This is a genomic window from Rubritalea squalenifaciens DSM 18772 (assembly GCF_900141815.1).
In the GTDB taxonomy this organism is placed as follows: Bacteria; Verrucomicrobiota; Verrucomicrobiia; order Verrucomicrobiales; family Akkermansiaceae; genus Rubritalea; species Rubritalea squalenifaciens.
Map to the genome: position 1 here is coordinate 709646 of NZ_FQYR01000003.1, position 22812 is coordinate 732457.

The window sequence follows — 22812 nt, forward strand, 5'->3', positions numbered from 1 at the left end:
TGCTATTTCTATGCTTGAGGAAAGTGATGTCAGAAAAATGGTTAGGCTGCTCGCGGAGACTGTAGCGGTGGATGGAGGGCAAGCAGCCAAGAAGAGATATCTAATGAACGGCTTGTGCCGTTTGGTGGATGCCGATTCTTGTGTCTGGGCGCTTGGCTGCCACATTAATCCTGGAGAACCCCAGGTCTATGTGAGTTTTCTTCATGAGGGTTTTGAGGAAGAACGTTTCACCAAATTGATCTCGGCAGCTGAACATCCAGTGATGGGAAAGGTGGTGGAGCCATTCTTTCAAGAGTTGGCAGATACGGGGCAACACCTGACATGGACAAGGGAGCAGATCGACCCTAAGGGGCTAGCTATGCAGGATGGTATTCGTGAGTTGTGGGAGGATGCGGATATCGGTTCTTTGGTGATGAGCTATTATCCGCTGGATCAGGACTCAACAAGTAGCGTGGTTTTCTATCGCAGGCTGAGTCAGGCGGCTTTTTCCGAGAGAGACCGTAGGATCATCCACATCATTCTGGGGGAAGTTTCCTGGCTCCATCTTACAGGTTGGCCCAATGACCGAGGGGCTAGCGTACCTGAGTTGTCCCCTAGGCAGCGCGTGGTGCTTAATCTGTTGCTTGAAGGTATGGGGAGAAAGCAGATTGCTCACCAGCTAGAGATCACCGAGAATACAGTGTCCGGTTACATCAAAGAGATTTACAGGCATTTCTCGGTAAATTCTCACGCACAACTAGTCAGGAGAATGCTGGCTGCGGATTTGAAGTCTGAAGGGGCGCCCCCCAAATGAGGGGATAGGCAGATCAGGGGAGTAGGAGTATAGTGGTTGTCACTCTAGAGAGCAATTGCTGCCTCAGGCAGCCATCTAGTAGAGTTACGCAGGAGAAAGTGTGTGTGTCATTCCTGACAAACTTTGCCTAGTTGCCCTCGGTATATCTCGCGAATTATCGTGAGATATACCATGAGCGACTCTCCTCGCCGTGGGTGAGTTGGGTTGATTTTGCGGTGCAGCCGGATATGCGTCTTGTTTTTTAAGTCCATGCTGGACGTGAGAGACATTTATGTCATAGCTGTGTCTATCCCGAATGGGATATTCATAAATTACATAGAAAAAACTTCATGGACATTCAAATTGCGACACTTTGCGACTTTGCAGCTGACTACAATGGCAAGATGGTAATCAACGGCACCTTCGATACCTTGGCTGCCCCTAAGATGCCAGTCATCCATCCACAGTGCTGCCTCGCCATGCGCCTCTGCATCACTCCAGAAGATTCCGGTAACCACAAGTTTACAGTCAACATCATCGATGAAGATGGCAACGCACTCGACGACAAGATGCCAATCGAGGCTGACATGCCGATTGAGCTTCCTGAGAACGTACCATTTATGACACGTAACCTGATCCTTAATCTCCAGGGTCTTCGTTTCCCTGAAGATGGAATCTACTCCATCGACATTAGTGTTGATGACGAGCTTCTTTCCCGTATTCCACTTCGTATCGTTGAAGTGGATCAACAACAACAACAACAGCAGCAACCAACTGCCTAAGCGGAAGCTTGATTTAAAGACCCCTTTAAAATGACGGAATCATATCCCCTGTATCGTTCCGCACTTATCACCGGGGCCTCTGCTGGCCTCGGTGAAGAGTTCGCTCTACAGCTTGCCGAAAATTGTCATCAAATTATCCTAGTGGCGCGCCGCTCGGACAAACTGCATGAATTGGCGAGTGAGTTGCGGAAGAGAAACCCCAATCTTGATGTGCTGCATTTTGCGGTGGATCTCACGAACCAACAAGAGCGTGAGGATTTCATTACATTGCTAGTCGAGCACGGCGCTCAGCCTGACTTGCTAGTAAACAATGCAGGCATGGGCGACTATGGTGAATTTGTGCAGGCAGAGTGGCCCAAGCTGGAGCAGATGCTCAAGCTTAACATTAATGCTCTGACTCACCTGACTCACGCCTTGTTGCCCAAGATGATCGAGTCGGGTAGCGGGGCTATATTGAATGTAAGCTCCTTGGCGAGCATTCTCCCTATTCCGGATTTTGCTGTATATGCGGCCACTAAGGCTTACGTTACCAGCTTCACTGAGGCAATTCGCATGGAGCTGAAGGGGACTGGTGTGAATGCACTGGCATTGTGCCCAGGTCCCGTCCACACGGAGTTTGGTTCCGTGGCAATGAGGGATGATCAGCAGAACAAGATCCCTGGAAAGGAGTTTTTCTACACACCTAAAGAGCAGGTGGTAGCTGAAGCGCTGGACGGGTTGGTCAAGGATCGCGCGAGGGTTTACCCGGGATGGAAAATTGGCTTAGCTGCCGCAGCGATCTCCTTACTACCAGTCGTGGCTATTCGACTTATCATGGGAACGCGACCACGCAAATTACCCACAGATGTCTAGATCATAGATCTTGAGTGACTTGGGCGTGTTTTACACGCTGTTAACTCGAGCGAAAGATTGAAGCGCGCGTTTGATTGCGGGCTTGATCTTTGTGACTTTAGGGGTGGCTTGTATATAAAATCTAGCAATCCCGGATATTGGGCATTATCATCTGTTCTGGATTGCTAAGTACGAAATCAGCATACTGGCACAGTCAGGGCTTGCATGCTTCACACCTTTTAAGCAATTTGTCCGCCCCCTTCGAAATGGTTTCTGAAGGGAACAAGATTTCTATTATGTCACAGCCGAATTACATTCCTGATGATGCTCCCTTCACTGCCGAACAACGGCAGTGGCTCAATAATCTCGTAGGTAACTTTATCAGTGACCTGACGTCTGGCCGAGGACTTACTGGTCAGGGATCAGCGCCCGCGATTCCAGTTACTATTCTTATTGGCTCACAGACAGGCAATTCGGAATCACTTGGGAAGAAACTCTCCAAGGCAATGGCCAAACTCAACTTCAATCCAGAGGTGATTGATATGGCCTCCTATGAGAAGGAGAAGCTGCCATCTGAGCAGAACGTTCTGATCATTACCTCCACCTATGGTGACGGGGAACCACCAGACAACGCAGCAGACCTTCATGAGTGGATTCTCAGCGATGCCGCCCCGAGTCTTGAGGGGGTTAATTTCTCCGTGCTTGCTCTTGGTGATACTGAGTATCCTGATTTCTGTAAGTGCGGTATCGAGTTTGATACCCGCTTCGAGCAACTCGGTGCCACGCGCATCTATGATCGTGTTGATTGCGACGTTGATTTCGATGAGCCGTTTGCCCTGTGGCGTGATGGCGTGATGGATGCACTTGGGGGATCTCAGGCAGCAGTTGCGCCAGCGTTTGAAGAGCCTACAGAGGATGGATACAGCAAGAAGAATCCATTCCGTGCTGATGTGCTTCAGAACTACAACCTGAATACAGATGATTCTGAGCGCCAAACTCAGCATGTTGAAATCAGTCTTGATGGTTCTGGTATCGAGTACGAAGTGGGAGATGCACTTGGTGTTTTGCCGCAGAATGATGTAGCCTTGGTAGATGAGATTCTTGAGAATCTGCCGTTCAAGCCTACTGAAGAGGTTCCTCTTCCCGGTGGCGGTGAGGCTACTCTGCGCGAAGCACTTATTGAGCACTACGACATCCGTAATCTGAATAAGAAATTTATCGAAAGCTGGCAGGCACGCAGTGGTTCACCATTCTTGAGGTCACTTGTGGAGGCTGACAGCAAAGAAGCCTACGAGGATTTCTGTTGGGGACGTGAGTTGATCGATCTCATTACTGACCATCCAGCAGACTTTGAAGATGCTGAGGAGTTTGTAGCTGTCCTTAAGAAGTTGCAGCCTAGATTGTACTCCATTGCTTCATCACCAAATGCAAATCCTGGTGAAGTTCATCTCACTGTCGGCGTAGTTCGCTACAACAGTCATTACCGCAACCGCGGAGGAGTGTGTTCAACTTTCCTTTCTGATCGCGTTAACGGAGTGCAGCCGGGCGTATTTGTCCACAGCAATAAGGCGTTCCGTTTACCTGAGAATGGAGAGACTCCAGTGATCATGGTAGGTCCTGGTACTGGTATTGCGCCATTCCGAGCATTTCTCCAAGAGCGTAAAGTTTCCGGTGCTAAAGGTGGAAACTGGCTCTTCTTCGGTAACCCCTATGAGTCCAAGGATTTCCTTTATAAGGATGAGTTGGAGGAGCTTCAGAAGGAGGGTGTGCTCACTAAGCTTGATACAGCATTCTCAAGAGATCAGGCCGAGAAAGTTTATGTCCAGCACAGAATGCTTGAGCAAGGCGCTGAGCTATGGAAATGGCTTAGTGAAGACAAGGCCAGCTTCTACGTCTGCGGTGATGCATCCAGAATGGCGAAAGATGTTGATGCAGCCCTGCATAAGGTGGCTGAGCAACACGGCAAACTAAGCGAGGAAGAGGCGGCTGAATTTGTGAAGACGCTCAAGAAAGAGAAGCGTTACTGTCGCGACGTATATTAATTAGACTCGTCCTTCTAAATGCAATTTATAAAGCCCCGGCCTATGCTGGGGCTTTTTGTATTTAGGAATGATGTTGCCTAAGGGATTGTGTAATATGACGAATGGCTTAATCTAACGCTCGTGCCAAAGTTCGAAAGTTTGATGATCAGGGCGTCTGCCGGTAGTGGAAAAACCTGGCAGCTGGCAAACCGTTATTTGGCTCTAGTCGTGCTAGGAGTGCGACCGGAAAAAATAATCGCTCTAACCTTCACCAGAAAGGCTGCCGGGGAGTTTGCCGACCGTATTCTCACCATGCTGGCTGATGGGGCCGCGTCATCTGCCGGGGCCGCCGATCTGTCTGCGCAAATTCAAAGTGCCGTGAAGGGACATGGGGAGATGAAAGGGCTGGTTTCTGGCGAGGTCGATCTACCAGTCATGAGCCAGGAGTTTTTCCAGCTCAAGCTTGGTGAAATGACCAAAGCGCTTGATAAGTTGACCTTAAGCACTCTGGACAGCTATTTTGTCAAAATTGTTCGCTATTTCACCTTTGAGCTCGGATTGGCGGGATTTGATCTAGTACAGGGAAGTGAACTGGATCAGGAAAAGCTCTCGGTGTTGACGGAGATGTTCTCCTCGCAAGGGAAGATGGCCAAGTCCTACCATAGTTTCCTAGAGGCATTTAAACTCGCTACAATGGGGAATGAGGAGGCCCGGCTCATTGACACCTTAAAGGATTTCATCAATGCCTATCATTATCGCTGGCTATCCTCGCCTGATGCATCGAAATGGGGGAATCCAGAGGCGCTCTGGGATCATGAGCACCCATGGAAGAAGTGCGCTGACCCGTTAGTCAAAATGGAGCAGGCTGTTACTCTCCTTGAGGGGCTTGGGTGGCATAGAAGTTTGGTGAAATCATTGATTGCAGCTGTTGAGTGGCTGGGAAGCTATGAGAAAGGGATGCCAGTCAGTGACTTGCCCTCTGGGGCGGGCCGCATTCTAGAAAATCTATCCGATATCCGATCAGGAGAATGGGTGATCCCATACTCTAGGAAAGAATACGTGGCAAAGGGGGAATTGCTTGGCTTGCTTGATCAGCTGGCTTCGAATTTTGTCTGCTGTGAACTTGAGCTCAAAATGGAGCGCACTCGTGGTGTGTTTGAGGTGATCAATACCTATGAGAAACTTTATCAAAAGAAAGTGAGAGGCCAGGGCAAGCTTAGCTTTAGTGATATTGGGCTGCTGTTAGCTGGACAGGACACGACAGGGTTGTGGGATGAGGTGGCCAGAGAACTGGTGGATTATCGTTTAGATGGACGTTACGATCACTGGATGCTTGATGAGTTTCAGGATACGAGCAGGGTTCAATGGGCTGTAATTCAAAACCTGATTGATGAGATTATGTACTCTGAGGAGGGTACTCGCTCATTGTTTGTCGTTGGTGATACGAAACAGGGTATATATGGATGGCGAGGAGGCGATTCTGAGTTGTTTAATGAAGTCGCTGAACGCTACAGCGGCCGCCTTACTCAGAGTCCAATGGACAAATCCTGGCGCTCAACGCCAGAGGTCCTCGATCTATTGAACCTAGTATGTGACCCATCCAGTGAAGCCATGAGGGAGCTCTTTAGTGAAGACTCTCTCGCCCGCTGGGACTACGAAGAGCATACCGCAGCAAAGTCAGGCAAGGGGCATGCCTGGGTGTGTGAGGTTCAAGAGTCAGACGAGCTCGAAGGCAAAGAACTGCAATACGCCTGGGTTGGGGAGATTCTTGCTAAGGTCGCTCCTGTGAAGCGGAAGTTATCCTGCGCTGTCATTGTTCGAAACAATTCCCATGCAAAAGCGCTTGGTGATTACCTCAGGGCTAACTGCCCGGATTTGCCTGTCGCGATGGACAGTGAAATCACAGTTGCCGAGGATAACCCTGTCTCTTATGCAATATGTGATGCGTTTCGTTTTCTTGCTCACCCCGGTGATAGCTTGGCGTCAAATCATTTGAAGATGAGCCCATTGTCGTCAGTGATGGGTTTCGGTGAAAACTCTGACCAATCCGTATGGTTCCAGTGGAACAGGAAGCTTAATGTCTCAGATATAAGTGAAGTGCTTCACTCCTTGATCCTTGGTCTTAGAGAGCGCGTGTCGCTTTCAAACTACAGTGTGGGACGCTTGCATGAGCTTGAACGTTCAGCGGCTCAATTTGTTAAGCGTGGCGGGAGCCTTGAAGACTGGGTGAGCGAAATGGAGCAGTGGCGTCAAAAAGAGGTGACGCGTGAAGGGGTGGTCCAGATTATGACCGTTCACAAGTCCAAAGGCCTTGGTTTTGATGTTGTCATATTACCCTCGCTGGAAACCAGCTCATTCGACTCACTGGGTAAATTGGATTTGTTGGAAAAGAAAGATCCTGATGGAAATGTAGAGCATCATCTTCTGTTTCCTCAAAAGCAGTTGGCGCTAGCTGACGAAGAATTGCAAGCTGAAGTCGATCGCTGGCAGTCTGATCAAGCTTACGAGGCTTTCTGTGTCCATTATGTGGCTTTGTCTCGTGCCAAGTCAGGCATATATTGCTTATTGCCGAAGAGGGGCAAGAGCTCTTCGTTATCGAGAAGGAATTCTGATTGGTTGCGTCTTGCTCTGGGGGATGACGCGGTGCGAGATGAGCACTTCAGTGATCTTTCAGGTACCGTGCTTTATGAATCAGGCTCGTGGAATTGGTTGGATGACAAGGAGTCTATCCTAGTGAGTCCGCAACAGGTGGAGGAGGTGCGATTATTGGAAGCTTCTCAGAAAGCGGTGCCTATTTTGGCCTCCTCTCATGCAGGCGCGAACATTCAACAACAATTGATGAGCCGAGGAGGATTACGAGTTGGTCTTGAGGTTCATCAGGCTCTTGAAAGCATCGAATGGCATAGAGGGGGGGCATTCAAGTGGGCTGGTAATAGACGTGTTCAGCAGATCGTCCAGGCATGTTTAGATGTCGAGAAGGTATCTAAGCTGTTCACGGCAAATTCTAACATGAAATTATATCGTGAGGTTGCTGTAGAAGTTCTCATAGACGGTGACTGGGTGAGTGGGGTAATTGATCGTTTGCACGTATCTATAGATAATGGAGGTCATCCAATTTCTGCTCAGATTATCGATTTCAAGACAGACGCTTCTGATGATGTTGGTCTACTAGCTGAGAAATATAAAATACAACTGGATCTCTACCAACAAGCGGTCGCTCAAATATTTGATCTACCTCTAGCGAGCATCTCTAAAATCATCTTATCGACTCACGCTAAGAAGGTCATCCAGTTAAGTTGAAATTCGTGTGCTTATTACTAGCGCAGACGGAAACTCTAGCCTAGCATTAGGCTAGTATGAGTGAACGTATAGGTAAAAAGCAGATTCCTCAGGAGAGGGATTTCACTGGTGGTTTGATCCTCTCAGAATCATGTTCCTACATAGGATCTACAGGGGAAAAGAAACTCGACGATAAAATCATGGCTCTGGCCCAAGAACTGGATACTGGGTCTAATGCTTGCCTGCTGGCGGAAATGATGGTTACCGCAGTTAGGTTGTCCCGTGGTGCAGTCTCCACAGGGGACTTCAAGATGATGAACCGAGCATTGAAAGAGATGCGAATCGCAACGGAGGTTTTCTACCCATACAGGGATATCAAAAAAGTCGCTGTATTTGGATCTGCTAGAACGCTTCCTGAAGAGGAGGAATATCAGACTGCCGTTAGATTTTCTAAGAGAATGGCAGAAGAAGGGTTTATGACGATCACTGGTGCTGGACCAGGTATCATGGCAGCAGGTAATGAAGGTGCAGGTAGAGAGTCCAGTTTTGGTCTTAACATCGCCTTGCCATTTGAGGCTGCAGCCAACCTGTTTATTGCAAAAGACGAAAAGTTAATCGACTTCAACTACTTCTTTACGCGTAAGTTGTCATTTGTGAAAGAAGCGAATGCCGCAGTCGCCTTGCCCGGAGGCTTCGGAACGATGGATGAAATCTTTGAGGCCCTTACTCTCATTCAAACAGGCAAGGCAATCGTATATCCTATCGTGCTCTTGGACTCTAAAGGGGGGAAATACTGGAAGTTTTGGAATCAATTTGTTGAGGAGCACCTGCACCGTCTGGGGTTGATTTCTGATTCTGATTTCTCCTTGTTCTTGGTGACTGACGATGTGGAAGAAGCAGTGAATGAGATCACGCACTTCTACAAAAACTTCCACTCTTACCGTTACGTCGGAGATAAGCTAGTGGTCAGAATTAAGAAGAAGATCAAAGAGAAGGCCTTTAGTCACATGGCGAAAGAGTTTAAAGGTATCGTGAAGTCTGGTGAAATGGTCCAGAGTGAGGCTTTGCCGGAGGAAGGTGATGAGCACGAGCTTGACGCCCTACATCGCATTGTTTTCAGACACAAACGTAGAGACTTTGGCCGATTGAGAGAGTTTATCAACGCACTGAATGACGCTGATACGGAGTAAGTCAGATGACTAGAACAAGAATCTTCAGGGAAGTACCGGCGGCCGGAGTCGAACCGGCACTCCAATGGAACTCGATTTTGAGTCGAGCGCGTCTACCAATTCCGCCACGCCGGCCCTGAAGTGCTTGTGGTATGTACGAAATGTTTCCCCATGTCAAAGTGGAAAGCACTTCAGTACCAAAAAAATCTCAAATAGGAGGAGCTAGCGCATCGCCTTTGGTGGGCCTAGCACCTCACTGAGTACGATAGCTTGTCTCGCGCTATCTGGTGTAGAGAGGAGTTTCGTGTAGGATGTCTTCCCATGTCGCGCTTTCTTGCGGCGCTTGCTTCTGAGTAGATTTCCCGATGATTGGATTTTCTCCAGGGCTTCCTGTTCCGCCTTGGATAGCTTGGGTTCCTGCTTGCGGTAGCTACGAGTTAGTGACTCAACCGTGGTCGGCTTAGAAACTTGGGCTGACTTATGCTGGATGGGGAGAGGGGGAGGAGTCTGAGCTGGCTGTTGAATTACCTGTGGTGGAGCCGTTGGATTGCTGGTCTGCTTTCTCCTGATTTCTTCTCTGTATTGCTCGTAGATATCCTCTAGGTCAGACTCGTGTTTGGCCTGACCTTGGGATCCTACTTTGCCGAATAGCCATTTCAGTCCACTGAACACGAGGAAGCCAATCGCAAGAATGATTCTTGGATCCAGATCGATATCGGCAAGTGTGGTGAATATGGCCATTCAGAAAGCTAATAGGGATTATTCAGAATCTTCGCCGGCGATGGAATCACGCATTTTTGTGTCAGATTTGATGTTCTGGTACTTTACGTAATCCATCACTCCCAGGTTGCCATTACGGAAAGCTTCAGCAATAGCCATTGGGATCTGAGCTTCAGCTTCTACCACCTTGGCTCTCATTTCTTGAGTACGAGCAGACATCTCTTGTTCTGCAGCTACAGCAGCTGCGCGCCTTACCTCGGCTTTAGCTTGCGCGATCTGCTTGTCGGCCTCAGCTTGTTCAGCTTGAAGTCGGGCGCCGATGTTGTCTGCAACATCCACATCAGCGATATCGATGGAGAGAATTTCAAAAGCAGTTGCGGAGTCAACTCCCTTGCCTAGCACAAGACGTGAGATAGAGTCCGGGTTCTCTAGAACTGCTTTGTAGGATTCAGCAGAACCCACAGAAGTAACGATGCCTTCGCCTACGCGAGCGATAATGGTCTCCTCAGTCGCACCGCCTACGAAGCGATCCAAGTTCGTACGAACGGTCACTCGAGCGCGGGCATTTACTGCGATACCGTCTTTGGCAACAGCAGTAATCTTGGAGATGCCTGTATTTGGGTTAGGGCAGTCGATGACTTTTGGGTTAATGGAGGTACGTACAGCCTCAAGGACGGTTTTGCCAGTGTCCTTTGTTGCAAGATCGATGGCGCACGCTCTATCAAAATTCAGGGTGATACCAGCTTTGTCCGCTGCAATCAGAGCCAGTACGACATCGCCAACGTCGCCACCAGAGAGGTAGTGGGCCTCAAGAAGCTCCGTGGAGTAATCCAAGCCGGCTTTTTTTGCTGTAATTCTGCAGTCTACGATAAGTCCGAATGGAACCTTTCTCAGCCACATTCCGATCAGGCTGCCAAAGGATACGGGTGCCTGAGAGAGTCTAGCACGAAGCCAAGTCTTGAAGAACTTGAGGAGTAAGTAGATCAAGACGAGACCAAAGAGGATGACAACACATGCTACAATTAGTGTTGTAGTAGGTACTGGCGGGGATGCGGCTAAGAATTTAGAGAACGACATACTTTGCATAATGGATATGTTAGTTTTTAGATTCTACTGAATTTTGAGAAATTCAAGAACTTCTGCCAGGGGCTTTGTATTAATGACATCTTGTCTGCGTAGCCAGCCTTTGCGAGCGAGGCGGACGCCGAATGAAAGAAACTGGAGATGCTCGACTCGATGGGCGTCTGGGTTGATGGAGCAGAGTACACCCTTGTCGCAGGCTTTTCTCCAGTGTCGCCAGTCCATGTCCAATCGATAGGGACTGCAATTGAGTTCAATAATGGTGCCGGTCTCGGCAGCACAATCGATAATTTTATCGATATTAACTGCATAGGCTTCTCTTTTGAGGAGGAGGCGCCCAGTGACATGGCCAAGCATGGTGATATAAGGATTCTCCATGGCGCGGATAATTCGGGCCGTCATCTCATCCTCGCTCAGGGTAAATGCATTGTGTACAGAGGCTACTGCATAATCTAACTGCTTTAGGATGTCGTCCGGGAAGTCCAATGAGCCATCCTTGAGAATATCAACCTCCGAGCCAGCTAGTAGTCTAAAGGATCCCTCCCATTGTTTATTGAGAGCCTTTATTTCATCAATTTGTTTAAGAAGTCTCTCCGGGTAGAGGCCGTTAGCTTGGAAAGATGACTTGGAATGGTCAGCAATCCCAAGGTATTCGAGGCCTAGATCGATGGCAGCTTCGGCCATTTCCTCAAGAGAGTTTCTGCCGTCTGAAGCTGTTGTGTGGTTGTGAAAAGTGCCGCGCAGGTTCTCTAATTCTATCAGTTTAGGAATTACTCCATGTTCAGCGGCTTCAAACTCACCACGGTTTTCACGGAGTTCCGGAGGAATGTATTGAAGCCCCAAAGCCTGATAGATGTCTTCCTCCTGCTGAATCTCAGGTGGAGCTTCAGCGTCTTCTTTTACGGAAAAGTTATACTCATTCAGAGACCAGCCCTTTTTTAAGGAGCGCTGGCGCAGTGCAGCATTGTGCTCCTTGCTGCCAGAAAAATACTGGAGGGCAAAGGGGAACTCTTTATTGGATACAGCCCTCAGATCAGCCTGTAGACCATTCGCCAGGCGCACCGAGGCTTTCGTGCTCCCACAAGCAATGACGTCTTCGACAATTTCGAGTTCAGAGAAATATTTTGTGAGTTCGCTAGGGTGGTCGGTTGCCACCAAAATATCGATGTCATGTAGGATCTCTTTGGATCTGCGGTAGGACCCGGCGTGGCAGCATTGTAAGGTAGCGGGGTGCGCACGAATCGCATCAAGTAAGGACTCGGCTAAGACAGCCACATCACCAAGCCTGAATAGTGAGGAAAACTTCTCTCTTAGTTCGATAGCTGCTAACAGTTTCTCAACTGTCTTGGCGCCAAATCCGCTAAGCTGAGAGATTGAGCCATCTTCACACGCTCGCTTAAGAGACTCTATGGAGTCGATCTCTAGCTTGTCGTAGAGCGCTTTGATTTTTTTGGGGCCTAGACCTTGGATTTCAAATAAATCAAAAAGAGTAGGGGGGAATCCTGAGCGAAGGTCTTCGTAGTAATCCATTTTGCCGGTGGTAACCAGCTCGTGAATTTTGTCCTGTAGAGCTTTACCGATGCCGTCGATTTCAGCTAAACGGTTTTCTTTGGCTAGACCAATGATGTCACAGTCGCCAGTTCGGGCTATCTCCGCTCCATTACGATAGGCCCGAGTTTTAAAAACATTCTCCCCCTTAAGCTCCAGTAGTAGTGCTATGTTCTCTAGCACATCTGCGATGTCTTCACGAGTCATGCTAGGAGAGGGGGAGCGTGTTTGAATTGAGCATTGGTGTGTTCTTAATGCTTATCCGAGGCCTGGAATATTCATGCCACCGGTAAGTTTGGACATTTCAGAAGCAGCCATCTCCTTTCCTTTGGTTACGGCTTCCTGTACTCCTTTGAGTACAAGGTCCTCAAGAAATTCCACATCCTCGGGATCGACAACTGACGGGTCAATCTTAATGGATTGAACGTCGCCAGCACCTGTGGCCACTACGGTGACTTTACCGCCACCAACAGAGGCTTCCACTGTCTTTTGTGCGAGCTCTTCTTGGGCTTTGGCCATGCCAGCTTGCATTTGCTGGGCCTGCTTCATGAGTTTGTTCAGATTCATGGTGATATTAATTGGTTGAGTTGAAATTTAGGAGACAAGCGTAGCTTGAAATAGCTTGAGGGCTTTTTGAATGAGAGGGTCCTGATAGAATTCTTCGTCACCATTATCCTCTTCTTCCTCTGGAGGTGCATTTTCTGCAGCTTCAGCTTTTGCTGCAGTCTCAGCCTGTTGCTGCTTCTCCCTGGCAATCACAGCAGGTTCTGGAGCGGGTTCCGGCGCTTTGTCAGGTGCATCGGCAATAAGTGCATCGAGCCCCATTATGGGATCACCACTCTTTTTGGGTCTAGTTGCTGCTTCTGGCTCTGTCGTGGTAATGACAGGTTCGGGTGCTGGCTGGCTAACAGGCTCCGGAGCAGGAGCCGCGGCAGCGATTGGTTCAGGTTGAGGCTGGGTGTCTATTACGGGCTCAGGCTGTGAAATAGGATCAGGTGATTCATCTTTCTGCTCTAGCACGACAGCGACCTCTTTGTCTTTTGAGGCTGGTTTGCTGGCAGGCGGTGTAGCCTGTTGTGGAATATCCACGGGACCAGCTCCGGCGAGAGCCTTGATGACATCACTTATCCGTGCGTCATTGAGAGATTGTATTGCTTTGATCAGGCCGATCTCGAAATGAAGTTTTTTGTTCGTAGCCCACTTCATGCGAGATTCTGTATCTGCAAAGATATCCACGAGATTGAGGAGGCGATCAGTAGGCACAGATGTGGATAGCTCTACTAAGGGCTGCCAGAGTTCAACGGGTATGCCGTCGCTCTCGGCGTTTGGATCGACTTTGGCAACTAGCAGAGAACGCAAACAGCCGATCGAGTCATCAAGCAGTTGACTCAGTTCCTTACCTGTCGAGGCTTGCTCATGGAGGATTTTCAGGGCAGCAGAGGTGTCCTTCTCCAGAATGCTGCTAGTGAGTTTAGCGACTGTCTCTCTAGAGGTGAATCCAAACACATCCAAGACATTGGCTTCAGTAATATGATTGCCACAAAAGGCCACCAGCTGGTCCAGCATGGACTGAGCATCACGCATGCCACCTTCGGCACCCTTGGCAACCGTCCAAGCAGCTGTTTTCTCGAGTTCTACACCTTCGTTGTTGGCAATATAGATGAGGTGGTCAGCTATCGTCTGCGTAGCGATAGGGCGTAGATCAAAACGCTGACAGCGAGAAATGATCGTAGGCAGAATCTTATTTGGCTCAGTGGTGGCGAAAATAAATTTTACGTGCTCGGGAGGCTCTTCCAGTGTTTTAAGGAGAGCGTTGAACGCCTGTGTGGTGAGCATGTGCACCTCATCAATGTAGATGATCTTGTATCGACAGCGGCTCGGAGCAAAACGCACGTTGTCTCGCAGGTCCCTGACTTGGTCCACGCCGTTGTTTGAAGCACCATCGATCTCCAGAACGTCCAAAGAGCGTCCTTCTGCGATCTCCTGACAGATGTCTTCATCAGGGTCAAAATCGATGCTCGGACCATTGCTGCAGTTCAAGGCTTTTGCCAAGATACGCGCAGTAGAGGTCTTACCTGTACCTCGCGGCCCCACGAAGAGGTAGGCATGGGCTAACCTCTCTTGTTCAATAGCGTTCCTGAGGGTTTGGATCACATGATCTTGACCCAGAACATCTTTAAATGTCTTCGGGCGATACTTCCTGGCGAATACCTGATAACTCACAGGAGGAAGATTATGCAGAGGCTGGAAAATGCCAATGGCAAAAGTGCTTTTTTATAGGTAGACAGTCCAGCTAGCGCGCGATCTTGGCGCTCTTTGGCAGGAATGGCTCCACAAAGACTTCTTGGAAGTCATAGATGTTCTGGAAGTCATCTCGGCTATCGCTGTCCTGTTTGCCGAACATCCCCTCATCGATTAACATGAAGACCATATCTCCGATGTCTTCACAAGAGGTGATACCCCATTCCTCGAAGAGAGTGGCGGCCATTGGTCCGAATTCCTTGAGTGCGAGATCTCTAAAACCCGACAGTAACTGGCTGGCGGTGACGTGCTGGCCAGAGATTGCATTATTTTTCTCATGGTCTGTGACCGTATAATCAAGAGCCTGTTTCAGAAACTCAAAGGCTTCTGGTCGGAATCTCTGGTCTCGATTGTAGATATTTCTCAGAGCTTGATCGAAATGCACCGGCTGCATGACTGGAGATTGGTCACTTAAAGACTAACATTCAAGAGAAAGCTTTCACCTATATTGAGCTATCTCTGATAGGTTCATAAGGAGAAGTATTATGTGAATAAGTTGTGAAATTCGCTCGTAAGGCGCTGCTGCTGATCGATCGGGGAGGCGCGTGAGGGCAGCCAAGCCTTCACTATGAGTATGATTGATGGAAAGGCGCTGCTTTCGTTAGCGCTATAATCATTTTTCACGACAGCTATCTTAAGAGGAGTGTAACAAACTAATAATAAAAGCATAAAGGGGTTTCCTGCTGATTCCCGTTTATGAATGAAGGCCTGAATCCGTCTATTCGCCTCTCAGGGGGTGAGATGTTTGAGGCTGCTTCGGACTCGTCTGGATATTAACGAGTTGGAGTTGAAGGCGGTCACTATGCTGTTTGTGAATAACTTGTTAATGGGGGCGGTGAGATGCTTATGATTATTATGAATGTGATTCAAGTTGCAGTCCTTCGCATAATCTTTTCATAGAGAAAGCATGACTGCTTTTCAGGGTGATGATGTAAAAAAACCGTTCGCAAGTCCGTATGATTTGCTAGATTATGTCCATGCGAATCGGAATTCTGAATAGTGGTGGCGATTGCCCTGGATTAAATGCTGTGATTCACGGTGTTGTGGGAGCTGCTGCTAAATTAGGGTGGGAGGTTATTGGGTTCCGTGATGGTTTTGAAGGATTGTTGCCACCCGGTGATTACCAGAAGCTCGACCCTGAAGATACAGTAGGTATTTTGAAGCTTGGTGGTACGATATTGGGGACGACAAACAAGAGTCACTTTGCAGCTAAAATTGGTGTTTCCGACCCGGTTGAGGCTATCGAGGCTGTCACAGTTAAGGCCAAGCGGACTATGGAGCAGCTTGAAATCAGGGCTTTGATTGTTGTCGGTGGAGAGGGTTCGCTGAGCACGGCGCTTCATCTATACCAGGCAGGTTTCCCAATCATTGGCGTGCCTAAAACAATTGATAATGACCTTCAGGCTACTGCGATGACCTTCGGTTTTGATAGTGCGGTGTCTTGCGTGGTTGACGCTCTAGATAGGCTTCACACCACAGCCGTGAGTCACAAACGTGTGATGGTCGTCGAGGTCATGGGGCGCCATGCGGGTTGGATTGCACTCTGGGGAGGAATTGCTGGTGGAGCGAATGTTATCTTGATGCCCGAAATACCATTTTCACTCGAGAAAGTAGCTGAGCATATTAAGGCCCGTGAGGCGAAAGGCCATCACAGCACGATGATTGTGGTTGCTGAGGGAGCCACCATTCCAGGGGGGCAACTAGTCACCAAAGAGGCTCATGAGGGGGAAGTTCGTCTGGGTGGTATTGGTGAATTGATCGCCACAGAAATTGCTGACAGAACTGGCAAGGAGACAAGGACTTGTACTCTAGGTCATCTTCAGCGAGGCGGTGAGCCTACCAGCCTAGATCGAATTCTCGGGGCAAGATTTGGAGTGAAGGCTGTGAAGCTTGCTGAGGAGGGCAATTTCGGCCGTATGGTTAGCTACCAAGCATATCACGTAAGTTCGGTGCCTATCGAAGAGGCGGTAAACCATCTTCGTAGTGTGGACCCTGAGGGTGAAGTAGTGGAGACTGCCAGAGCCATCGGCATTTGCATGGGGGACTGAGTTGCCCCTAATGCGGCCAAGTTAAGAGAATAACTAGTCCTCCTGCCAGAGAGGCTCCAAACCCTTTTATGAGGGGCCAGACGAGCTCTATCGGGCCAAGAATGGACGCAATGACACCTTTGAATACCAAGTTGGCCATGCCGCCAATAAGGATGGATCTCCAAGCGATCGCGGGCGCCAAGGTGTCAGTGGCAACCATCTGAGCAGATGACAGGGTGATGGCGTCCATGTCTGTCAGTCCGGAGATAGCAGCTACTACGTAGACCCCTTGGCTGCCAAAGTTGTCATTTGCTACCGCTACTCCGTAAAGCACTGCCGCGTACATGATTCCAAAAATTACAGCGACCGTGAACTCTGAGGGTGGGGTGGTTCTTCGCTCATTTGGGCTATTTTTATCCACGCCTCTGGAGATAAAGGCAGATATAAGTGCCATCCATAGCATCATGAAAATGAGTGGAGTCGCCATGCTTGACCACTCCGTGATAGCAACCAAAGCTATTTCGAAAAGAACTCGCGCAAAGACAATGGTCGAGGATATCATCAAGATCAGTACCGTGACGGTGCCAGCGGATGAGGGTGTAGCTTTTGCCTGGCGAGAGAAGCTTACAGTCGTAGCTGTGCTAGATATGAGGCCGCCCAGTATACCCGCTGCTACCGCGCCTTTCTTTTCCCCAAAATACTTGGAGGCAAAATAGGCGACTAGAGACATACCTACAATCAGGACCACCATCAGCCATATCTTGAAGGGGTTGATCGCTTCATGCGGTCCAAATGAACGATTGGGTAGCAAGGGTAAAATGATCAGTACTAGTAGAGATAGGCGCGCAATTGCGTGAAGATCCTCACGATTAAGCTGGCTTGAGAAAGCATGTAGAGGTCGCTTAGTTTGTAGTAAAACCAGGCAGCAGCCTGCGAGCAAGAGGGCCACAATGCGCTCATCATTAACGAGCAAGGCCCCGATGAAAAATGAGAGCAGGCAAGCCACTTCGGTGGTGAGGCCCGTACTTGTATTTCGGTTGGGGTGAATAGCTCCAACGGCGAGAATGACGGCTACAGCCAGAAGGGCGACACAGGTCTGCCAAACTCCAAGAGTAGCTGCTGCAGAGCCTAGCAGAGTGATCAAGGTGAAAGTTCTGATGCCAGCACTATGTGACTTAGTGACCTCTCGCTGTAAGCCAATGAGTAGGCCTAAAGCTAACGAAAGAAAGTAAGCTTGGGTTTCTTGCCACATCGAGGTTTCTAGCAATCAATCTGAATTTTAACACAGAAGGTCACTGGAGCCAAGAACTCTGGAAGGAACAAAAAAGGGCGCCCTTGTTAGGGCGCCCTTTGTGATTATTTAGAAAAGTGTTACTTACTTCAGAGAGTGAAGGTACTCAATGACGTCCGCAAACTCCTTCATGGTAAGAGCATCGAGGAGATGTGGCCCCATGATGGTAGAGGCGGATTTGCCGACTGACTTCACTTCAGACATTGGCACAGTGGTGCTGATGCCTGCAATATTACGCACGACAAGCTCTTTATCGTCTTTTGAAACGAGGGTACCTTGCATGCTGGATCCGTCAGTCTTGACCACATCAACCCACGCATCTGCGATAGTTGCATCTGGCTTGAGGATCGCTTCGGCAATAGCCTCGCGGTCCAAGTGACCACCAATCGCATTAAGGTCAGGGCCGAGTTTGCGGTCGTTGGCTGAGATGCTGTGGCATGCAATGCATGCTTGACTAGACATGAGTTTCTTACCTTTAGCTACATTGCCCTTGGCCTTATCAAGCCCGAGCATGACGTCTTCGATAGACATGTCGCCAATCTTCTTCTCTTTGCTAGCTACTTTATCCTCAACTTTGCCGATACCTTGAAGGTTCATGCGGTATTTGTTGGCGAGGAAGGTCAGGTACCCCTTGTGATCAGGAGTTGCTGATTCCCACTCTGTGCGGAATAGCTCTTCGATTTGTAGAGAGGCTTCCCATGTCACAGGCACATAGTATGGTCCACGAGTGTCTGGCTGCGTCTTCCACCACCATGAACCATCATATGGAGCTTCTTTTGTGTAAAGACGGGCAAGAGTTCGAAGGATCTTATTCTTGAGCTTAGCATCGCTGGAGCCCTTGAATTTGGAGATCAGAGCGTTTACTACGGTCTCATCATGCATGAGGTGGAGGGCCCAGAGAGCGCCGTCTTGACTTTCACTATCGATGGCATCCAAGCAGTCTTCTTTAGCACCCAAGTTAACCAGGGCGTGGACGGCTACGTGAGGCAGAATAACTGGTGAGTTGGGTGTTGCGTGAGGGCCTTCAGGGCTGCCACTCCCGCTTGGAGGCGTGGCCGACAGGGCAAATTTAACACTGGCGGACTCGTTTGCTCCGCTGGAGAGGCCGGCTTTTGCTTGGAAGCGTACGTATTGAGGCGGAATTTTGTAGGTAATTACAGACTTGGAGTGGGTACCAATGCCGTCTTTGACCTTGGTTCCATCAACAAGCTGAAGCGGCTTGCCAGTCGTGTCTTTCCCTTTCAGGGTTTTACCCCAGCCTTGTGTGGCTGACTTCCACTTAAGCTTATTCAGAGGAACTTTCTTACCACTCTCGGTAATGAGTGTAGGGTCAATCCATGCGGCGTGATCTCCTCCATTTCCGTCACCGCCATCTTCTACGATCAGGCAGAGTTGTTTGGTGCGGGTGATATCGATATCAATATCGATCACTTTTTTGCCGGTTACCTTTTCACTAGTGAAAAATGCGGTGGCAGTTTTTGTGCCTTCGTCATCCTTCTCTGATGCAGGAGGTTTAGCAACAGCAAGAAGGGCAGGGGCGGCTTCTTTTTTGCCAATGCGGCCTAGTGCTACTGCGGCGGCGACCTGGACACGTGGATTGGATGACTTGAGAGCTTCGTAGAACGGCTCAAGCGGGAGATCTGCTACCTGGTCGAGTCTATCTGCGAGCGCTCTGATGGTCCACTCCTGTACGTCGGTGTCGTCAGCCAGGTCCAAGAGTGCCTTGTTGGCGTCCTTACCAAGTAGTTGCTTGTAGGTGAAGATTGCAGCCACACGAGACTCCTTGGAGGCTTTGGTGTCCTGGGCAATCGCGATGATTTCACCAGCTGCTTTCTTGGAATCACGTTTGATTAGCTCCTGCTGCACGTTAAGGCGAGTCGTCGCGCTGTCTGAGCGCAAGCCCTTCACCAAGGCCTCATCCGAGAGCTTGGTGAGCTCAGGGAAAGCTTTGTACTGCCAGTTCTGAGGAGTGACGAGTTGGATGTATCCACGCTTTGGGTTTCCTTTGTAGCCAGCACCTGCCCATGCTGCGATGAACATGCGGCCAGAGCCGTCGACATCGACATCAGCCGGCTGAGAGGTGTTGATGAAATCTTCCTGCTTTTGAGTGAAGGATGGCCCATCTTGGGTAAGACGATGGATGTAGATTTCATTGCGTCCCCAGTCCGCCATCATGGGCACCTTGTTGTACTTGTCTGGCCAGGTTGGTTCATCCATGAAAAGAGCGCCTGTACCAGATCCTCCACCAAGGTCAGCTAGAGCGGGGATAATTTCAGAGGTGAAATGTTTGAAAAGAACTGGGTACCCATACTCACCGGATTGAATCTGGTGGATGAAGCGTACATTCCAGCCGCCACCGTCGTTGGTGTTGCCGCGGGTGTACATGTTCATGAACGGATCAATCGCTACATCGTAGATATTACGAAGTCCATGAGTGTAAACTTCCATGTTTGATCCGTCGGGACGCACTCTCAGAATGCCTCCACCTAGCATGGTGAGTTTCTTGCCATCTGTGCCGACAGCATCGACAAAGCCAAAGTCACCTACGGCAATGTAAATCCAGCCGTCGATACCCATACGGATACCATTGGTTGTGTGGTCGGCGCCACGATCTTGGTTGTGCTTAGGCACGGAAATATTTTCAATGAGTCGCTTTGGTTCGCCGTCTGCAACACCATCATGGTCAGCATCCGTGAGAACGGAAAGATGCATGCCTGTAAGCTTTTGGCCGTCTGGGATCACGGTGTGGAGGACATAAAGCTTGTCACCCATGGAAATTAGTCCACGAGGGTTGTCTACTTTGGCGAATACCGTGTGTTTATCCGCTTTTCCATCGTTGTCTGTATCAACGAGTTTAACGATGCGGCCCTTGCCGGAACCTTTCCCAAGTGAACCGAGGAGATCAACGCCTACATAGACATCTCCATTTGCGGCCACGGAGAGACAGGCAGGTGATGGAGCCACGTCGCTGCCAGCGAATTCAGTGACCTTCAGGTCAGACGGGTTTGCGATGGAAGTCGCACTGGTGGCTGTGAGGGCCAGTGCGGTACTGATAATGCGTGTTTTAAGCTTACTCATAGGATCGTAACAAGAGAACAGTGACTTGTGTGGTTTCTCAATGATACTGCGGATACGTCGTATGCCTACTAAATATATCACAGTATCAGCTGAGCGTGATTAACCGCTCTTCAGCCTCTATATGAAAGAAAAAACTCAGACATTAACGGGCTTGGCCGAAAAATGACATAGAATGCAGCCAAACGCAGAAATCTAATTTGGCAAATGGGGTTCAATCCGTTAACACATGGCCGTCATGTCAATAGATCCATTACTTCAACTTCTGTGCCAAAATGCGCGCTACACTCATCAAGAACTTGCCGAGCTCCTCAAGTTGGACGCGGCGGCGGTGACTGAGCGTATCCAGGCGTGGGAGAAAGATGGAACCATTCTTGGCTACAATGCAGTGGTGAATCCTGAGTTGGCAGGCAGCACAGACGTGGCAGCATTCATTGAGGTGAAGCTAACTCCAGAGAGAGGTGGTGGCTTTGACCGCCTAGCAATGCGAATCGCACGTTTCGATCAGGTCGACGCCTGTTACCTGGCCAGTGGCGGCTACGATCTGATGGTGGTCGTCGAGGGCTCTGATTTGAGAGAGGTGGCTAGATTTGTCAGTGAGAAGTTGAGCACCATCGACGGTGTGCTTTCAACGGCCACGCATTTCAGACTCAAAACCTACAAGGAGAACGGCTTTGTCTTTGAGATGGAAGAACCGGAAGGCAGGCTAGCTGTCGCACCATAAGCTCTATTGGGATTTTATTATGGACTACACTAGTAAAATTGCACGGCAGGTTGCCAGTGTGCCACGCTCAGGTATTCGCGATTTCTTTGAGTTGGTACAGGGAAGGGAAGACGTGATCTCTCTTGGAGTCGGGGAGCCAGACTTCAGTGCTCCATGGCATATCCGTGAAGCGGCCATCTACTCATTGGAAAAAGGGCAGACCAGCTACACTTCCAACCTTGGTCTCCTGCAGTTACGCAAACACATCTCAACTTATGTGGGGGAGTTCTTCAATGTGGACTATTCCCCGGCCGATGAGGTTCTCGTTACCGTGGGTGTCTCTGAGGCGATTGATCTTGCGTTGAGAGCACTACTCAATCCAGGTGATGAGGTTGTTTACCATGAGCCTTGCTACGTTTCTTACAGCCCGAGTATCGCCATGGCACATGGCAAAGCAGTTCCAGTAGCTACTCACAAGTCTGACGGTTTCTCGCTCAAAGCTAGTGCACTGGAGAATGTTCTCACAGACAAGACCAGGGTGGTAATGCTGAATTTCCCAACCAATCCTACGGGCGCCATCGCCCCTAAAGAGGATCTAGAGGAAATTGCTGCGCTTTGTATCAAGCATGACCTCATCGTCCTAACGGATGAAATTTATAGTGAATTGCAGTATGACTCGGATGAACATGTTTCTATAGCTTCATTGCCAGGCATGAAAGAACGCTGCATTCTGCTGCATGGTTTCTCCAAGGCATTTGCTATGACAGGCTTCCGTCTAGGCTACGCATGTGCGCCTGCGCCAATCATCGAGGCCATGATGAAAATTCATCAGTACTCTATGCTGTGTGCTCCTATCACAAGTCAGGCTGCAGCGATTGAAGCGCTTGAAAATGGTGCGCCAGCGGTGCAGCGCATGAAAGAGAGTTATCATCAGCGTAGAGATTACCTGGTGAAGAGACTCAATGACATGGGGCTTGAGTGCCATACTCCTGGTGGAGCATTTTATGTGTTTCCTGATATCAGGAAGTTTGGTTTGAGCAGCAAGGATTTCGCTATGCGCTTGCTTGAAGAGCAAAATGTCGCTGCAGTGCCGGGAGATGCATTCGGCCAGAGTGGTGAAGGCTTCTTACGTTGTTGTTATGCCACCGGAATGGATGACCTCAAGGAAGCTATGGACAGAATGGAGATCTTTGTTAGTACTCTTCACTAATTC

Annotated in this window: 17 protein-coding genes and 1 tRNA gene; 9 read left to right on the top strand and 9 right to left on the bottom strand. The window is 49.3% G+C overall.

From position 1 onward, the window contains the following. Window positions 1-10 precede the first annotated feature (10 nt). From BUB27_RS08300 to BUB27_RS08325, 6 genes are all read left to right on the top strand, one after another. Window positions 11-793 carry a helix-turn-helix transcriptional regulator gene (locus tag BUB27_RS08300; protein WP_143183347.1) on the top strand — a complete coding sequence of 261 codons (783 nt, stop codon included), beginning with the start codon at window positions 11-13 and terminating at the stop codon, window positions 791-793. 329 nt (window positions 794-1122) lie between these two features. Continuing rightward, complete coding sequence (locus tag BUB27_RS08305; RefSeq protein ID WP_143183348.1) at window positions 1123-1554, top strand: DUF6941 family protein; 432 nt, start codon at window positions 1123-1125, stop codon at window positions 1552-1554. Between the two features lie 30 nt (window positions 1555-1584). Next, window positions 1585-2406, top strand: a complete 822-nt coding sequence (locus BUB27_RS08310) for an SDR family NAD(P)-dependent oxidoreductase (protein WP_143183349.1) — start codon at window positions 1585-1587, stop codon at window positions 2404-2406. 275 nt (window positions 2407-2681) lie between these two features. Next, window positions 2682-4427, top strand: a complete 1746-nt coding sequence (locus tag BUB27_RS08315; RefSeq protein WP_143183350.1) for a sulfite reductase subunit alpha — start codon at window positions 2682-2684, stop codon at window positions 4425-4427. Between the two features lie 141 nt (window positions 4428-4568). Further along, a complete protein-coding gene (locus BUB27_RS08320) occupies window positions 4569-7706 on the top strand; it encodes a UvrD-helicase domain-containing protein (RefSeq protein WP_234991732.1) in 3138 nt (1045 codons plus the stop codon). 56 nt (window positions 7707-7762) lie between these two features. Beyond that, the gene (locus BUB27_RS08325) at window positions 7763-8875 is read left to right on the top strand and encodes an LOG family protein (RefSeq protein WP_143183352.1); all 1113 of its coding nucleotides are present in this window, start codon (window positions 7763-7765) and stop codon (window positions 8873-8875) included. Between the two features lie 33 nt (window positions 8876-8908). Here the strand turns inward: BUB27_RS08325 and BUB27_RS08330 are convergent. The 7 genes from BUB27_RS08330 to BUB27_RS08360 form a co-directional block, all read right to left on the bottom strand. Next, window positions 8909-8989: transfer RNA gene (locus tag BUB27_RS08330), tRNA-Leu, on the bottom strand. A gap of 87 nt (window positions 8990-9076) precedes the next feature. Continuing rightward, window positions 9077-9595, bottom strand: coding sequence for a hypothetical protein (locus BUB27_RS08335; RefSeq protein WP_143183353.1), 519 nt, complete (start codon window positions 9593-9595; stop codon window positions 9077-9079). 18 nt (window positions 9596-9613) lie between these two features. After that, complete coding sequence (gene floA / locus BUB27_RS08340) at window positions 9614-10651, bottom strand: flotillin-like protein FloA (protein ID WP_143183354.1); 1038 nt, start codon at window positions 10649-10651, stop codon at window positions 9614-9616. A 33-nt stretch (window positions 10652-10684) separates the two neighbouring features. Next, the gene (gene polX / locus BUB27_RS08345) at window positions 10685-12409 is read right to left on the bottom strand and encodes a DNA polymerase/3'-5' exonuclease PolX (RefSeq protein ID WP_143183355.1); all 1725 of its coding nucleotides are present in this window, start codon (window positions 12407-12409) and stop codon (window positions 10685-10687) included. 51 nt (window positions 12410-12460) lie between these two features. Next, entirely contained in the window at window positions 12461-12769 is a 309-nt protein-coding gene (locus BUB27_RS08350; RefSeq protein WP_143183356.1) for a YbaB/EbfC family nucleoid-associated protein, read from the bottom strand. Between the two features lie 27 nt (window positions 12770-12796). Beyond that, window positions 12797-14425 (bottom strand): DNA polymerase III subunit gamma/tau, encoded by a 1629-nt coding sequence (dnaX, locus tag BUB27_RS08355; RefSeq protein WP_143183357.1) that lies wholly within the window; start codon window positions 14423-14425, stop codon window positions 12797-12799. A 70-nt stretch (window positions 14426-14495) separates the two neighbouring features. Further along, on the bottom strand, window positions 14496-14897 hold the full coding sequence (locus BUB27_RS08360; protein WP_143183358.1) for a Minf_1886 family protein: 402 nt from the start codon (window positions 14895-14897) through the stop codon (window positions 14496-14498). A 583-nt stretch (window positions 14898-15480) separates the two neighbouring features. Between BUB27_RS08360 and BUB27_RS08365 the strand changes: the two genes are divergently transcribed. Further along, on the top strand, window positions 15481-16551 hold the full coding sequence (locus tag BUB27_RS08365; protein ID WP_143183359.1) for a 6-phosphofructokinase: 1071 nt from the start codon (window positions 15481-15483) through the stop codon (window positions 16549-16551). A gap of 7 nt (window positions 16552-16558) precedes the next feature. On the opposite strand, the gene BUB27_RS08370 is transcribed toward BUB27_RS08365, so the two are convergent. Together BUB27_RS08370 and BUB27_RS08375 are read right to left on the bottom strand one after the other, a co-directional pair. Next, the gene (locus BUB27_RS08370; protein WP_143183360.1) at window positions 16559-17782 is read right to left on the bottom strand and encodes an MgtC/SapB family protein; all 1224 of its coding nucleotides are present in this window, start codon (window positions 17780-17782) and stop codon (window positions 16559-16561) included. Between the two features lie 123 nt (window positions 17783-17905). Further along, complete coding sequence (locus BUB27_RS08375) at window positions 17906-20899, bottom strand: NPCBM/NEW2 domain-containing protein (RefSeq protein ID WP_143183361.1); 2994 nt, start codon at window positions 20897-20899, stop codon at window positions 17906-17908. Between the two features lie 235 nt (window positions 20900-21134). On the opposite strand from BUB27_RS08375, the gene BUB27_RS08380 reads away from it, so the two are divergent. Together BUB27_RS08380 and BUB27_RS08385 are read left to right on the top strand one after the other, a co-directional pair. Beyond that, on the top strand, window positions 21135-21620 hold the full coding sequence (locus tag BUB27_RS08380; RefSeq protein ID WP_200797089.1) for an Lrp/AsnC family transcriptional regulator: 486 nt from the start codon (window positions 21135-21137) through the stop codon (window positions 21618-21620). Between the two features lie 19 nt (window positions 21621-21639). Beyond that, window positions 21640-22809 carry an aminotransferase class I/II-fold pyridoxal phosphate-dependent enzyme gene (locus BUB27_RS08385; protein WP_143183362.1) on the top strand — a complete coding sequence of 390 codons (1170 nt, stop codon included), beginning with the start codon at window positions 21640-21642 and terminating at the stop codon, window positions 22807-22809. The last annotated feature ends 3 nt before the right edge of the window (window positions 22810-22812 follow it).

Excerpts from the sequence above, each read along its gene's own strand:
- BUB27_RS08380 (WP_200797089.1), top strand. The coding sequence starts at position 21,135 with ATGTCAATAGATCCATTACTTCAACTTCTGTGCCAAAATGCGCGCTAC.
- BUB27_RS08325 (WP_143183352.1), top strand. The coding sequence starts at position 7,763 with ATGAGTGAACGTATAGGTAAAAAGCAGATTCCTCAGGAGAGGGATTTC.
- BUB27_RS08300 (WP_143183347.1), top strand. The coding sequence starts at position 11 with ATGCTTGAGGAAAGTGATGTCAGAAAAATGGTTAGGCTGCTCGCGGAG.
- BUB27_RS08350 (WP_143183356.1), bottom strand. The coding sequence starts at position 12,769 with ATGAATCTGAACAAACTCATGAAGCAGGCCCAGCAAATGCAAGCTGGC.
- polX (WP_143183355.1), bottom strand. The coding sequence starts at position 12,409 with ATGACTCGTGAAGACATCGCAGATGTGCTAGAGAACATAGCACTACTA.
- BUB27_RS08315 (WP_143183350.1), top strand. The coding sequence starts at position 2,682 with ATGTCACAGCCGAATTACATTCCTGATGATGCTCCCTTCACTGCCGAA.
- BUB27_RS08370 (WP_143183360.1), bottom strand. The coding sequence starts at position 17,782 with ATGTGGCAAGAAACCCAAGCTTACTTTCTTTCGTTAGCTTTAGGCCTA.
- BUB27_RS08375 (WP_143183361.1), bottom strand. The coding sequence starts at position 20,899 with ATGAGTAAGCTTAAAACACGCATTATCAGTACCGCACTGGCCCTCACA.
- floA (WP_143183354.1), bottom strand. The coding sequence starts at position 10,651 with ATGTCGTTCTCTAAATTCTTAGCCGCATCCCCGCCAGTACCTACTACA.
- BUB27_RS08365 (WP_143183359.1), top strand. The coding sequence starts at position 15,481 with ATGCGAATCGGAATTCTGAATAGTGGTGGCGATTGCCCTGGATTAAAT.
- BUB27_RS08385 (WP_143183362.1), top strand. The coding sequence starts at position 21,640 with ATGGACTACACTAGTAAAATTGCACGGCAGGTTGCCAGTGTGCCACGC.
- BUB27_RS08305 (WP_143183348.1), top strand. The coding sequence starts at position 1,123 with ATGGACATTCAAATTGCGACACTTTGCGACTTTGCAGCTGACTACAAT.
- BUB27_RS08335 (WP_143183353.1), bottom strand. The coding sequence starts at position 9,595 with ATGGCCATATTCACCACACTTGCCGATATCGATCTGGATCCAAGAATC.
- BUB27_RS08360 (WP_143183358.1), bottom strand. The coding sequence starts at position 14,897 with ATGCAGCCGGTGCATTTCGATCAAGCTCTGAGAAATATCTACAATCGA.
- BUB27_RS08310 (WP_143183349.1), top strand. The coding sequence starts at position 1,585 with ATGACGGAATCATATCCCCTGTATCGTTCCGCACTTATCACCGGGGCC.
- BUB27_RS08320 (WP_234991732.1), top strand. The coding sequence starts at position 4,569 with ATGATCAGGGCGTCTGCCGGTAGTGGAAAAACCTGGCAGCTGGCAAAC.